We start from the raw sequence: 13645 nt of genomic DNA, 5'->3' as shown, positions 1-13645 counted from the left end.
TTATATTTTGACTAACTACTTCTATAAAAAGAATTGAGGTTTTTTCCAATGATGTATGTGCCAAAAACCGGCAGTTTTGAAGGCATGAAATCAATGAACAGATCAACTATCTTAAATATTATCCGTTTGGAAGGTTCAATTTCCCGGGCTGAAATAGCTAAACGGACAAAACTGACGCCTCCTACTGTCGGAACGCTCGTCCAGGAATTATTGGAAGAGAAACTCATAGTTGAAGAACGGGGCGTCGGGAAAATTCAAGGCGGCCGGAAACCGCTGATGCTCTCGGTTAACTCGACAGCTTTTTATGCGGTTGGTATATATGCAGCTGCAGAAGTGATCCGGACAGTTATGGCTACTCTTGATGGCACCATTATTGCAGAAAAAGAAATACGGATGAAATCTCCTCCTCCAATGGACATGTTTTTGGAATCGCTTGCTTCTTCAGTATATGAGGTTTTGAAAGTAAACAGCACTCCTTTAGACTCTGTGATTGGAATAGGAGTAGGGATGCATGGACTTGTCGATTCAGAAAAAGGAATTGCTATATTTTCACCTCACTTAAATTTAGAAAATATTCCGCTGAAACGTTACTTAGAAGATGAATTTTCTGTCCCTGTTCTTGTTGAGAACGATGTTCGCACACTAACACTGGCTGAAAGCTGGTTTGGCAAGGGTAAAGGGGTCTCGCATTTTCTTTGTGTCAGTATAGGACTTGGAATCGGGTCAGGGATTGTTATAGATAACAAGTTATATCATGGCCCGGCTCATAGTGCAGGAGAAATCGGGCATACGATAGTAGATGTAAACGGGCCGCGCTGCCATTGCGGCAATTATGGCTGTCTTGAAGCTTATGCTTCCGAATTTGCCATAATGGAACAAGTACAAAAAAGATTAAGGCTCGGGAAGCGTTCTGTTTTACAAGAGTGGGTGGAGGAAAATGGAGATCTTACTATGGATATGATTTATGAGGCCTCTAAACGAAAAGACCCTCTTACCCTGGAAGTGATTGAAGACGCTGGCAGGTATTTAGGAATAGCGATTGGTAATGTCGTAAACATGCTGACCCCTTCTAAAGTCGTTCTTGAAGGGAAATTGTTCAGGACAGGAGAGCCTCTCCTCAGCCCGCTTGAAGAAATGATGAGAAAATGCAGCGTAAGGTCGGTGCAGGACACGACTGAACTTGCTGTTTCGTCCTTAGGAAAAAAAGGAATGGTTACAGGAGCTTTTACGCTTGTTATTAATCAACTATTTGATACAGGAAAGTTTTTAAAAATAAATGGATAAGCGACTATTCAATAAATGACACTTGGGCTAGCTCAATATCTTTGAGCTGGTCCTTTCTTTTTATTTAAATATTTATTCATAAACTCTATTATCTTATCGTATTCTTCTATAATGGAGTGGTAATTGATCTTTTGAAAGCGATTTCTTTATGCTGGCTGGCAGAAGGTGTAAAACTTAAAAAGAAGGAATGCAGGTTATATTTATTGAATAGTAAGAGGAACCGGCTTTAAATGAGGGGGAGGATCTTCAGGTTATTAGAAGATATTACGTGAAGCCTGGTCGACTGAATAAGCTGTACTTAGCCGCTGATTCAGCTAGAACTATTTAAACAAGTGGCGTATTTTAATTTGGGGAGGAGATAAAATGTATAATCTGAAAGAAAAAGAGCTTATTTTTGTTTTTACAGGACCTGACGGGTCTGGACGGAAAACTGTTTCAAAACTTGTAGGAGAAAATACCTTGCAGATGAAAGGGGTCATTTCCTATACGACGAGAAACCGCAGACCGTACGAAACGGGCGGGGAAGACTATCATTACATTTCACCGGGAGAATTTCAAGCCTCAATAAATAACGGTGAGTTTCTCGAAAGTGTAGAAGTTGACGGACATTTTTACGGTATTAAAGAAAAAGATATCAGAGAGACATTCGAGAAAAAAGGCTGTATCTACCTCGTTGTGAATCCGGAGGGGGCAGATATCCTGAAAAAGCTTTACGGCGATAAAGTTATTCGCTTTTTCGTCTATGCTGACCGTAATACTGTCATAAACAGACAAAAGGAGAGAGGCGATACTCCGGCAATCATTGAGCGGCATTTAGCTCATTATGACGAGGATATGGCCTACAGAGTTCACTGCGAACATGTTTTTGAAAACTATAAACTTGACCATACGGCATTCGAAGTCACCCAGACAATAGAGAATTATTTTGAAAAGAAACTTGCAGAAAAGAAAGCATCGTCTGAGCCGGAAAAAATTTAATTGATAGTGGTTGCAGTTTAACTAGATTACATTTTAAAAAACAACCAATAAACAGCCTGCCCCTTTTATTTGGGGCAGGCTGTATCATTTAACCTGGAAATGTAGTCAAATCAATGCCGAAAACAATCGGCAGAAGAAGCGTTACAAAGGTTACAAGTGCGGCTACTGCAATAATATTCATCCAGAAACCGGCTTTAATCATGTCCCCCATTTTCAAATACCCTGAACCAAACACAACGGCATTTGGCGGGGTAGCAACAGGGAGCATAAATGCGCACGATGCTGCCACAGCAGCTGGCACCATCATGGCGAATGGATGGACGTCTATCGCATAAGCGAGCGAGGCCATAATCGGCATTAGCATTGTCGCTGATGCCGTATTTGAGGTGATTTCTGTGAGAAAGACCACAAAAATGGATACGGCGAGGACAATAACAATAAACTGGACTCCGATCAGAACGGTGAGCTGTTCACCGATCCACACATCAAGGCCGGTCTCACCAAAAGCCCCGGCTATGGCGAGCCCTCCGCCGAATAAGATGAGGATCCCCCATGGCACGTCTTTAGCGGTATGCCAGTTCATCAGCTTAACCCCCTGGTATTTAAAAGAAGGGATTAAAAAGAGAACAAGTGCACCTGTAATCGCTATGAGCGTATCATCGATGTTCGGATGGACATACTCCTGAAGGACGAATGAGCGGCTGATCCACGCAAGCGCAGTTAATGTAAAAACTGTCAAAACTACTTTTTCATCGGGGCTCATAGGTCCTAACGCCTTACGTTCATTTTGTACGACCTTATGTCCGCCGGGAATTTCCTTCATTTTTATAGGAAAAGCAAAGGTAATTAGATAAAGCCAGGCAATGATTAAAAGAACGGCGGCTAAAGGAACACCAAACAGCATCCAATTGGCAAACGACAAGTCAACGTCAAAGATTTCCCTAAGCTGTCCGGCGAGGATCGTGTTTGGCGGTGTGCCTATAATTGTGCCAAGTCCGCCGATGGATGCAGAGAAGGCAATCGCAATCATAAGGCCTTTTGCAAACTGGTCTTCTTGTTGTTTCGCATTTTTCACTTTCCTGTCATCGATCAGGTGGGAGAACTGATAAATGATAGCTGTTCCAATAGGCACCATCATCATTGCAGTTGCTGTGTTAGAAATCCACATAGAAAGGAAGGCGGTTGCAAGCATGAACCCTAGCATGAGTCGCTTTGTGCTGGTGCCGACCGCATTAATGATTGTCAAAGCGATCCGCTTATGTAAGTTCCATCTCTCGAGCGCCAGAGCAATAATAAATCCTCCAAGGAAAAGAAAGACGATGTTGTCACCGTAGTTTGGAGTAACTTCCCCTACCCCAAGATTAGTGACCAGTGGAAATAAAATAATAGGTAAAAGTGACGTAACCGGAATTGGAATAGCCTCTGTAATCCACCATGTGGCAATCCAGGTCGTGGCAGCAAGAACGCCGCGTGCCTCAAGCGGAAGTCCTTCAGGCTGAAAGAATAATAGAATGATGAAAAACAAAAGAGGACCTAGAAACAAGCCGACAATTTGTTTCAGTGAAAAATCTCTTCCATCCGGCGAAGGTTCACGGTAAGTACCTGTCATTTTTCCGGAGGCTTTTTCCATGCGGCCTTTGTATTCAGAAGGAGGTTCACCTCCTGACCTGCCGCTTACAAATCTCAGCAGATCTTTGACGCGGTAGTGGCTTTCCCACGATTTGTTCCATAGACGTTTCATAGTACTCATTTAAAACTAGCCCCTTCCTCAAGTATAAAGTTGTCTTTTCGACCAGATTGTACCACCAGATTTCCGTTTGTGAAACCGCTCCCAGAAACGATAGGGGGCATATGAGAAGTTCCAGCAGGCTCATCCTGCGGAATGCTGTCGGATTCTTATTTTTATTAATTGTCTGAAACTGATGCTAAAGGCAGGAAGGGCAAGGTTTCTCCGGTGAAATTAGAAGGGGAGAGCAGAGGTATTAATAGTTTTGCCAGTCAATCACTAGGTCTATTTCCCTCTAAAAATGGCTTTAATAGTACTAGGAAATTGAAGGGGTTTTTAAGCTTATTTCTGTTGTTAAAAAAGCTGATCTATGGTAAATTGAAAGCGTTAACATATGACGTCAGATGTCTTACAATTACCTTAGGAGGGATTAAATGAAATTTTCTAAATTAATGAGGTCTGCTGGAGTTCTTGCTATAACAGCCTCGGTTTTAATGGCATGCAATAACGAGAGCGATGAGGTGGATGCCAGCCCGGATAATAATGGCGGAAACACTGACCAGTCAGAAAATAGCGAAGGAACACAAACAGCTCCAAAAAACGTTATTATGATGATTGGAGACGGTATGGGAGTAGGTCAGATTGAGATCGCACGTTTGCTTGAGCACGGAAAAGAAGGTATTTTACATATGGAGAAACTTGAACATGCCGCATTTATGAGGACTTATTCCAGTAATAATTGGGTAACAGATTCTGCAGCAGCGGGTACAGGAATAGCAACTTCAGTAAAAACAGATAATGGCATGTTAGGTGTTGACCCGGATGGTAATGAACTCGATAGCATACTTAAATTATTTCAGGCTCATGACAGAAAGGTCGGAGTCATTTCAAACAATACTGTAACAGACGCCACGCCGGCAGCTTTTACAGCGAACGTGGAGAGCCGATCAGGTCAGGAAGAGATTGCACGCCAGATGCTTGAAAACGAGTATGATTTAATGCTCGGCGGCGGAACGGATTACTTCCTGCCGGAGCGTCAGGATGGGAATAACCTGATTGAGGAATTTGAGGAGTTAGGCTATGATATTGTGACTGACCGCGATGAATTACTTGATGTAGAAAACTCTGAAAAACTATTAGGTTTATTTCATGATTCATTTATGAACTATAAAGTGGATTACGATTTATATGACTCTAATGAGCCTTCTCTGAATGAAATGTCTGAGGTGGCGTTAGACATGCTTTCGCAGGATGATGACGGTTTCTTCTTAATGATTGAAGGGGCCCGGATTGACCACGCTGCTCATGCTGCTGATTTCACAAGTGTTTGGCAGGAAACCATAGAGTTTGATGAAACTGTAGGAGACGTGATGGAATGGGCAGGAGAGCGTGATGATACGCTTGTCGTTGTGCTGGCCGACCATGAAACAATGGGAATGGCTGCTTCAGAAGTGATGGACAAAGAAGCCCTTCGAAATGTGTCAGCCTCTCCGGAATATATGGTTTCACAATTTGAATTTGACGAAGATAAGGGCATTTATACTCCTGAGTCAGTCAGAAGCGTGGTTCAGAAATATGCCAACTTTGAAATGTCGGATGAAAACATCGATGCGTTTAATGAGTATATTTATGATGAAGAAGGAGAATTAAGATTTCCTCATGAGCAAGGCTGGGAAATCGGTTCATTCATTGCTGACCAGTATGGTGCGGGTGTCATGAGCAGAGAAATTCGTGCCGCAAGCAGCACAGGCGGACACACAGGAAATATGGTGCCGGTTTTCGCAGAAGGTCTCGGAGCTGAAAGATTTAATGGGACACTTGATAACACGGATATCACTCAAATCCTGGCTGAAGTAAGCGAACTGGATTTCAAGCCTGGTGAAATTCCTGATCAGACAAATGACTAATACTTTTAAAACAAGGACCGCCTCTAAAAAGAGGGGGTCTTTTTCTTTACCCGCGTTCACCATTCTATATTCCGTGAATAACATAAAAAACGCCTATATGTTTTCCAAGTTTAGCTCAACCGTAATTAATAAAGGAGCTTAAAAAAATTTAAAAAGAAGGTGTTCATTTGAAAGATATTAAAAAGCCGGTATCTGCAAGGAAAAAAAGACAAAAGCCAGATCAGCGTATTGAAGCGGTTAATATCCCTATAGAATTGTATCAGTCAGAAAGAGGACGTTATTTTGTCGGTTATGCTGACGAGCTGACTTTTGGGCTTGGGAAAAGTACTTGGGCAAGATTATATAATCCTCCTAATTCCAGGGTCAATTTACATGTCAATGTTTGGACTGTGACAGATGTAGCTGAAGTCCCTTTCCGTGCCCAATTTTGGTTTAATTCAAAGCCTCGGGGTAAACCAATCCAATCCGACTTGGTGACCCCGGCTAATACCGCTTTCCGTCCGCTCCCTAAACCTAAAATAAAACTCCAGTTCGCTACCGATGTGGAAGGCGAACCTATTGGAGGAATTAAAGCATTTGTCAGGAGGGCTCAGCCTGAGGCCACCCTGGTAGATGTTGAAAATGGCAAATTTATTTTTAAGGAAGGCGGATCTTTCCTTGTGAATGTTTCAGCTCCTGAAGCGCCAAACATTGCTGCTTCCGGCAGAGTGGCATTCGGCTGGTGGGAAGAACCAGTAAAACGGACAAAATATAGTTAAGCTTTAAAAAAATAGATTAATATGAATTTTAGGATGGCGGCCAATCTGGTAAAGAAAGTTATTGATTAAAAAAAAAGGGTAATAATTTATAAAAAGATTCCTTCTCAATATTAACTGCAAAATTTGAGGGTAATTAAGGAGTGCCTATGAAACAAGTATTTCAGATAAAAGCCATTACTATTATATTTTTTTCCCTGGTTGTTTTTTCAACAGCCGGGTTTTATACTTTGCAGCCTTTACTGGATGAAGGCATAAAAGGCGAAAGAAATTATGTGGAAACGTTGATTTCTTCAGAAGAAGATCAAGACAGTGAGCAGGAAAAAAAACTGAAACAGGGTAGAAAGAAAGCAACTTTTAACCATATTACTTTTTATTTTCCGGAAAAATCTGAAGAATTAATGCCGTTAATTAAAAAAACGATTAAACGTGCGATAGAAAAAAACAACGACCTTTTAGGAGAGTATAAGGAGAGGCCTGTAGAGACTGTTCTTTTCGAAAACGAGGAAGAATTCTACAATCTGACTGGTGAAGCCAATACTGATGGTTATTATATAGACAGTGAGAAGCTGCTGGCCATTTTGCCGAAAAATAAGAAGGCGGTTCTTGACGGAGAGAAAAATTATCTGTTTGAATTTCAATCAACTATCATACATGAATATACTCATTATGCGTTCAGGCAGAAGATAGAAGATATGGGAATAGATCAGAAAGAGATACCTGTTTGGTTTGAAGAAGGACTGAGCGACTATGCAGGAAATGATAAGTTTGTAGAATCAGATATGACCATTGTTCCTTTCAGTTACTTAACTGATAAAGCAGGCTGGGAAGAAGCAGAAAGCAAAGAAAATACGGATGTATACGGCCAAAGCTATCTTGCGGTAAAGTATATTGCTGAAACGAACCAGGAAGATGTCTTTCTGCACATATTAAAAGAAACAAAAGAAGCAGAAGACTTTGAGACAGGTCTCTATACTGCGTCAGGTCTGAAATCGGAGGATATAGAAGAGTTTTTATCAGAGAACATTCAATCAGTTGAATAGTTTCTAGGCCTTCTTTATATTTTTAATCCTTGCCGTAGGATAAATAATGAAAATAATGGTATAATTTATTTGTCTATTATTGGATGAGTTTGTCGAAAAAAGCATCATTGATGAGGCGGTGATTAACATAGAAAGAAAAATTACTAAAATAGGCAACTCACAAGGTATTATCATTCCTTCTCCTTATTTAAAAGAACTGGGTGTTGAAAGCAGTGACAGGGTGGAAGTGGAATTTGATAAAAATTTAAATGTCATCACAATCAGAAATAAAAATACAGCACCCTCGTTCAGCCACCTTGAGCAAGTGATCGAGAATGCTGTAGATAGAAAACTAAAGGAACGTGGCATTTAGTATATGGAGCCGGGGGGTAGGAAGGTACCTTACCAGCTCTATTTTAGTTTATGCGCCTGCTTTAGTATTGTTCTTAATGTCTCCCTTTTCATTTTCCCAAGAGATTGTTAATGTGCCGCCTTTGTCAGTCTTAAAGAAAGTTTGTCCAGTGCCGGCAAGTACTGTTTCACTGTCAGAAGAACCAGCGAATGAATACGTTACAGCAACGTCAAAGTCGTTGTTGTTTGTAATTCGCCACACACGCTCACCTTCCTGGATATCCAGTTCAGGATGTTCTGCAATAAACTCCTCTGTAAGCTGAATATAAGTCAAGTTCAAGTTTTCAACTGTGTACTGACCTTCATTAACTTCATCTAAAGACGTGTTAATCTCTTCGATTTCTCCATCAGTCATAGGATCTTTGCCTTCAGTCGCTTCCTCTACTTCAGCTGCTTTATCAGCTAACTCTTCTACTTTTTCATTTGCTTTTTGAACTTCATCGTTGGCACGCTGTACTTCGTCCTTATTGTCGTTATTCTCTGCTTCTAACTCAGCGTACTCTTTTTCAAGCTTTTCAAGGTCTGCTTCAGTTTCTGTAAGCTGGTCTTGAGTTGTTTCAAGTTCTTCAGTGAGTTTTACAATTTCAGCTTCTTTAGCTTCAATGGTGTCGTTTGCTTCTCCAAGCTCGTCCTTAAGTTCTTTAACTTCAATCACAAGATCGTCTACACGTTGCTCAAGATATTTAACAACGCTTTCTAAGTATTGTTTATTTGCTTTAAGTGAATTAATTTCATTTTGCTTATCAGCAATAATTTCGTTAGCCTTTGCAATTCTGTTGTTTGAATCTGTATGCAAGTTTTGAAGTTCTTGTTTCAAAGTTGTTTCATTAGCATTGAATTGAACTACTTTATCTCTTAAATCATCAAGAAGATCTTTCGTTTTGTCGATTGTTGGTCCTCCTGTGAACACAACTCCAGTTAATAATGCTCCGGCTAAACCTGCTGCTGCTACTTTCCCACTAATTAGTCCCATGTAAAATTCTCTCCCTTTTATTAAATTTTGGAAATAGATAACACAACTATTAAGTTATAACATAGTTATTACTTTGTAAAGATATATTTCAATTATTTTCCTATTTTAAATAGGTAATAGTCACGGTTTTGTAACAATTGACCGAGTTAAAAGACTACAAAAAAAGCCAAATAGGTATATTCTATCAAGCTCTAATTGTTATAACTTTTTTGTGCCTTACATGGAAAAAGTTCTTCCTCTAATCATTATTAATCAGATTAATTAACATATGGTTATTCCATACAAAATATAGATAACGAAGAAATTTATTGTCTTTCTAAGCGAGAAAATTTGTGAGGAAGCATATATTTTTTATTAAAAAACAAATATAGGACCTGGCTAACGCCGGGTCCCTATTTCATTTATACAAATTATGTGAAACCGGTATAAAAGAAGGCTTCTCCTACATACTTGTTAATAAAAAGTAAAAGGGGGAGAACCATGGAGTGTGTGGGAAGTATCCTTTCATCTGATAAATATGAATTGGAAAAACCTCTACTGGTATTGGAAGATAAACAACAGCTGACAAACTACCATGGAAAAGGAATTGATTTTTTCTTTGCGATAAACAACCTGGATACAAGGATCCTGACTCTTTTTACAGAATCAAATGACAGAAATTATGCCGGTTGTATTCTTGTGTATGATTTTAAATCGTTTTTATCAGATGAAAAAATTAAAGAAGCAATCATATGGCATGAAATAGGGCATTTAACTTATCCTGCAGGTAAAGGAAATGAGCTGGATATACTCTCCGAAATCAAATGTGACATGCTGGCTGTTAAAAAAGCAGGGATGAGCGGGCTGGAAAAACTGCTCCATAACATTGTGTCTGCAGGAGAAAAAATGAACAATTCCATCCTCATCAATGCAGCAAATAAAAGGCTGGAGTTTTTAAATAACACTACTGGGAAAAGTTGAGATCAGTTTATTCCTGATTCAGTCACGGCTCGTCGCCTACGGTCCCTTTTAACGAACTCTGTTCAGAAGCAGAAGGGACTGCAGACGGTCAAGTCGGTTTCTTAAATCGTGTTTTATATATTGTTAATCGCAGTATGTCAGCTCTGGGGTTTAGTCCGTAAATCAGGTGACTTCGAAAAAACTTTAGAAATTGCGGCTGTTCGTTCTCAACTCGTTCTTATAAACATGTATAAATATAAACGGTCACAAAGGAAGTTATCTTAATTACTCAGAAGGAAGATGTAATCCGTTCATTCTGCTAACACTAAACAAAGCAGTAACTAATAAAGTGAATTTTAATAATTGTAAATTGTTGAAAAAAGTCATACCTATAAGTGTATGACTTTTTTGTAGGGAGATTCAAATAATTATGGCAAGAAAGCCTATAAAAGGGCCTGACCAGAGGGAGTTTTAAAAGGTCAGACCCAATTTCAATAATATTGTTTTGCTGTGGGCTATGCGGGTTATTCTTCTTCATTTTCAAGTTCTTCTATTAATTCCTTCATTTCATCGATTTCTTCCCGTTGTGCTTTTATTATCTCATCTGCAAGTTCTTGAACTCGAGGATCAGATATATTAGCACGTTCACTGGTTAAAATAGCGATAGAATGATGGGGAATCATGGCTTTCATATAAGATGTCTGATCAACGGTGGTTTGGCTGCGGACCAGAAAGAGTGCAAAGATAAATATAACTAAACTTCCTGCAATTATTCCAATGTTCAACTTTCGATTAGTTAACATGTGTGTCATAAATCCCAGCATTATAACAGCCATTGTAGCCCCCATTAACAATGCCATATAGAGCCTCGTTTCACTAAAAGCTACATGGCCAAACTCATAAGTATTTAAATACATGAATAAATACATAACTAAGGTTGATGTCACAATCATCCCTGCAAACCTTCCGTACATTTTCATCAAATATTCCTCCTAAAAGTAGTTTTAAAAAACCATACCCCGTTTATTTTTTTAGTAATCATCTTAACAACGATTGTAGGCTTCAGGAAGGTGAATATGTAAAGTAAACTAAATAGCATATAGCGTGCAGCTTCAGGTTTATCCGGTTAGCAGATAATTAAAACACTTTAAAAAACCTTCTACATAGGGATTGTAGAAGGCAGATATGTACTAAAATACCCCAGCGGTCTGCTTGAATAGCTTTACAAGGTTTATAGTTATTACAATTAAAAAACGTTGAGGTATTATTTGTAAAATTACACTAATTGGCGGGACCGTGTGGGAATCGAACCCACCGGAGACGTCACGCGCCTCCCTGAAGGTTTTGAAGACCTCGGCAAGCACCAGCTACACATCCGGCCCCGTAATAAAATGTCTTTTATTTTGACGACAAATAACATTATAGCATGAGAATGAAGCACTTGCTATACAAAACTATTGAAAGTTTCCGGGTACCTTTCCAAACTGCTCCATGAATATCCTTACCCGTATGCAATCCCTATTTACTTTCCTCCTCTTTCAAGGCTAAAAGGGGAAAGGATACAGCTCATGTGTTAAAATAAACCAAGATATATTTTGAGCTGGAAGACTGGAGGAGACGACATGTCAGAACGTTTTTACACAATAGGGATGGCCGGGCATATTGATCACGGTAAAACGACATTAACTAAAGCCTTAACAAACATAGATACGGACCGTTTAAAAGAAGAGAAGGAAAGGGCAATCTCCATAGAACTGGGGTATGCCCCTCTTTCTCTTGGCGATGATTATCATGTGTCCGTTATTGACGTACCCGGGCACGAAAAATTTATCCGCCAGATGATTGCCGGAGTGGCAGGGATCGACCTTGTTATTCTAGTCGTAGCGGCGGATGAAGGAGTCATGCCTCAGACTGTTGAACATTTGGATATTCTCAATCTTTTAGGCATACACCACGGACTGATCGTTGTGACCAAAATGGATCAGATCGAAGAAGATATGATTGAACTGATTGAAGAAGATATTGGCGGCCAAGTGGAAGGCACTTTTTTTGAAGGATCCGAACTTTTATTTGTGGACAGCGTATCGAAGAAAGGAATTCCTGAGCTGCGTGAAAAAATTAAGGAGCGTCTTGCCGGTATACCTGTGCGCGATGCACGCGGTGCTTTCAGGCTGCCGATTGACCAGGTATTTACAGTACACGGCCAGGGAACCGTCGTACGGGGGACAGTTTATGAAGGGGAAGTGAGCGAAGGAGATACGCTGGAACTGCTGCCTCAGCAGCGAAAAGTCCGGGCGAGACAGCTCCAGGTACATCACCAGCCTAAAAAAACTGGACGGGCCGGCCAGCGGGTTGCGGTTAACCTGGGCGGTGTCTCGAAGCAGGAAGTCAGCCGCGGGGATGTGCTGGTGTCAACCCAGTATTACAGCACCACCCGGACAATTGATATTTCTTTGAATACGGTAGATAACCTTAAATTCCCTCTGAAGCAGCGAGGCTACATAAAATGCCATCTCGGCACGGCAGAAGTCTACGGGAAAATTGTGTTTTTTGATCGGAACGAGTTGACAGAAGGTAAAGGCGTCCTTTGCCAGCTCAGGCTTGATCAGCCTGTAGTTACACGCAGGGGCGACAGGTTTATTTTAAGGCGGCCGTCCCCGGTTGAAACGATTGGCGGCGGAACGGTCATCGACCCACAGGCAGAGAAGTATAAATTTGGCGAAGAGACAATTGAGATGCTGAGCAGGAAAAGCAAAGGGACACCTGAAGAAAGGCTGATTGACCTTTTGAAAGAGAAAAAAAGCCTGGCAGAAAAAGAGGCACTAAACGACCTGTCTATGGATAAAGAAGAATTGGATGAAGTCACAGCAGCTTTAGCCAAAGAAGGGAGCCTTAAAGTGTTTGGCAGGACGCTTGTTCTCGAAGCGACTGCACAGGAACTGATCGATATGATCGAAGAGGAACTTAAAGCTTACCACACCGACTACCCCCTCAGGGACGGTAAAGAATTAGCGCAGATTAAACAGGACTTTTCCTCATATGGAAACGAAGCGGCTGGAAAAATAATTGACGAGGCTATTTCTCAAGGCGTATTTGTAAAAACAGGCGCCTTACTGGCTTCGGCTGATTTTAAGCCGGGTTATCCAAAACAGTGGGCCAAGAGGATGCAGCAAGTTGAAGACAGCTTGATGAGTCAGGGTCTAGAAGTGGAACCTTCAGCTGTTCTTTTTGAAAAAGCGGGGCTTCCGGAAGATTGGGCACGGGAACAGACACATTTTCTTCTTAGAACAGGAAATGTTATGTCTCTGGACGATAAACATCTCCTTTCCTCTGATGCCTTCAATAAAGGACTTATAAGCCTTTATCACAACACTGGAGAAAGGTTTACTCTACAGGAAGCCAAACATATTTTTGGACTTACTAGAAAATATCTTGTTCCGTTAATGGAGCGCATAGATGAGAGCGGCTTTACTAAACGGGAAGATTCAGAGCGTGTGTGGGTAAAAAAGCCTGCTGAATAAAAGAAAAGGACGGTTTTTACCGTCTTTTTCTTCCTAGTGTGCCCGGCATGTCTGACAGCTAGGTGGTGGAAGTCCACTACGGGCTTGGCAATGGGAACCGTTAGCGAATGGCAAGGGTGTCCGGGGCGA

General features: G+C 40.8%; 11 protein-coding genes and 1 tRNA gene. 8 read left to right on the top strand and 4 right to left on the bottom strand.

Features of this window, described 5'->3' with window-relative positions:
- Positions 1 to 51 precede the first annotated feature (51 nt).
- Positions 52 to 1284 (top strand): ROK family transcriptional regulator, encoded by a 1233-nt coding sequence (locus BMW59_RS14850; RefSeq protein WP_245733132.1) that lies wholly within the window; start codon positions 52 to 54, stop codon positions 1282 to 1284.
- 363 nt (positions 1285 to 1647) lie between these two features.
- Complete coding sequence (locus BMW59_RS14845) at positions 1648 to 2262, top strand: guanylate kinase (RefSeq protein WP_093053908.1); 615 nt, start codon at positions 1648 to 1650, stop codon at positions 2260 to 2262.
- A gap of 88 nt (positions 2263 to 2350) precedes the next feature.
- Here the strand turns inward: BMW59_RS14845 and BMW59_RS14840 are convergent, their stop codons facing one another.
- A complete protein-coding gene (locus tag BMW59_RS14840) occupies positions 2351 to 4012 on the bottom strand; it encodes an SLC13 family permease (protein WP_093053906.1) in 1662 nt (553 codons plus the stop codon).
- A gap of 410 nt (positions 4013 to 4422) precedes the next feature.
- Here BMW59_RS14840 and BMW59_RS14835 point away from each other — a divergent pair, with 410 nt between their 5' ends.
- The 4 genes from BMW59_RS14835 to BMW59_RS14820 all read left to right on the top strand — a co-directional run bounded on the left by BMW59_RS14835 (position 4423) and on the right by BMW59_RS14820 (position 8045).
- Positions 4423 to 5895 (top strand): alkaline phosphatase, encoded by a 1473-nt coding sequence (locus BMW59_RS14835; protein WP_245733131.1) that lies wholly within the window; start codon positions 4423 to 4425, stop codon positions 5893 to 5895.
- 167 nt (positions 5896 to 6062) lie between these two features.
- On the top strand, positions 6063 to 6653 hold the full coding sequence (locus BMW59_RS14830; RefSeq protein WP_245733130.1) for a DUF6143 family protein: 591 nt from the start codon (positions 6063 to 6065) through the stop codon (positions 6651 to 6653).
- Between the two features lie 146 nt (positions 6654 to 6799).
- Positions 6800 to 7693: a collagenase gene (locus BMW59_RS14825; RefSeq protein WP_093053903.1), complete on the top strand. Its 894-nt coding sequence runs from the start codon at positions 6800 to 6802 to the stop codon at positions 7691 to 7693.
- 79 nt (positions 7694 to 7772) lie between these two features.
- Positions 7773 to 8045: an AbrB/MazE/SpoVT family DNA-binding domain-containing protein gene (locus BMW59_RS14820; protein ID WP_177174362.1), complete on the top strand. Its 273-nt coding sequence runs from the start codon at positions 7773 to 7775 to the stop codon at positions 8043 to 8045.
- Positions 8046 to 8093: 48 nt separating this feature from the next.
- On the opposite strand, the gene BMW59_RS14815 is transcribed toward BMW59_RS14820, so the two are convergent.
- Entirely contained in the window at positions 8094 to 9056 is a 963-nt protein-coding gene (locus tag BMW59_RS14815; RefSeq protein ID WP_093053898.1) for a hypothetical protein, read from the bottom strand.
- Positions 9057 to 9536: 480 nt separating this feature from the next.
- Here BMW59_RS14815 and BMW59_RS14810 point away from each other — a divergent pair, with 480 nt between their 5' ends.
- Complete coding sequence (locus BMW59_RS14810; protein WP_093053895.1) at positions 9537 to 10016, top strand: hypothetical protein; 480 nt, start codon at positions 9537 to 9539, stop codon at positions 10014 to 10016.
- A gap of 503 nt (positions 10017 to 10519) precedes the next feature.
- Here BMW59_RS14810 and BMW59_RS14805 read toward each other — a convergent pair.
- A complete protein-coding gene (locus BMW59_RS14805) occupies positions 10520 to 10975 on the bottom strand; it encodes a DUF305 domain-containing protein (RefSeq protein ID WP_093053892.1) in 456 nt (151 codons plus the stop codon).
- Positions 10976 to 11281: 306 nt separating this feature from the next.
- Positions 11282 to 11378: transfer RNA gene (locus BMW59_RS21815), tRNA-Sec, on the bottom strand.
- 239 nt (positions 11379 to 11617) lie between these two features.
- On the opposite strand from BMW59_RS21815, the gene selB reads away from it, so the two are divergent.
- The gene (gene selB, locus BMW59_RS14800) at positions 11618 to 13516 is read left to right on the top strand and encodes a selenocysteine-specific translation elongation factor (protein WP_093053889.1); all 1899 of its coding nucleotides are present in this window, start codon (positions 11618 to 11620) and stop codon (positions 13514 to 13516) included.
- The last annotated feature ends 129 nt before the right edge of the window (positions 13517 to 13645 follow it).

The organism is Salipaludibacillus aurantiacus, from assembly GCF_900111295.1.
GTDB classification, from domain to species: domain Bacteria; phylum Bacillota; class Bacilli; order Bacillales; family Salisediminibacteriaceae; genus Salipaludibacillus; species Salipaludibacillus aurantiacus.
The sequence above is the reverse complement of the archived record's forward strand: the minus strand, read 5'-3'. Positions and strand labels throughout refer to the sequence as shown.

Coding starts and splice junctions, on each gene's coding strand:
- BMW59_RS14840 (WP_093053906.1), bottom strand. CDS start 4,012: ATGAGTACTATGAAACGTCTATGGAACAAATCGTGGGAAAGCCACTAC.
- BMW59_RS14815 (WP_093053898.1), bottom strand. CDS start 9,056: ATGGGACTAATTAGTGGGAAAGTAGCAGCAGCAGGTTTAGCCGGAGCA.
- BMW59_RS14845 (WP_093053908.1), top strand. CDS start 1,648: ATGTATAATCTGAAAGAAAAAGAGCTTATTTTTGTTTTTACAGGACCT.
- BMW59_RS14805 (WP_093053892.1), bottom strand. CDS start 10,975: ATGAAAATGTACGGAAGGTTTGCAGGGATGATTGTGACATCAACCTTA.
- BMW59_RS14850 (WP_245733132.1), top strand. CDS start 52: ATGTATGTGCCAAAAACCGGCAGTTTTGAAGGCATGAAATCAATGAAC.
- selB (WP_093053889.1), top strand. CDS start 11,618: ATGTCAGAACGTTTTTACACAATAGGGATGGCCGGGCATATTGATCAC.
- BMW59_RS14825 (WP_093053903.1), top strand. CDS start 6,800: ATGAAACAAGTATTTCAGATAAAAGCCATTACTATTATATTTTTTTCC.
- BMW59_RS14810 (WP_093053895.1), top strand. CDS start 9,537: ATGGAGTGTGTGGGAAGTATCCTTTCATCTGATAAATATGAATTGGAA.
- BMW59_RS14835 (WP_245733131.1), top strand. CDS start 4,423: ATGAAATTTTCTAAATTAATGAGGTCTGCTGGAGTTCTTGCTATAACA.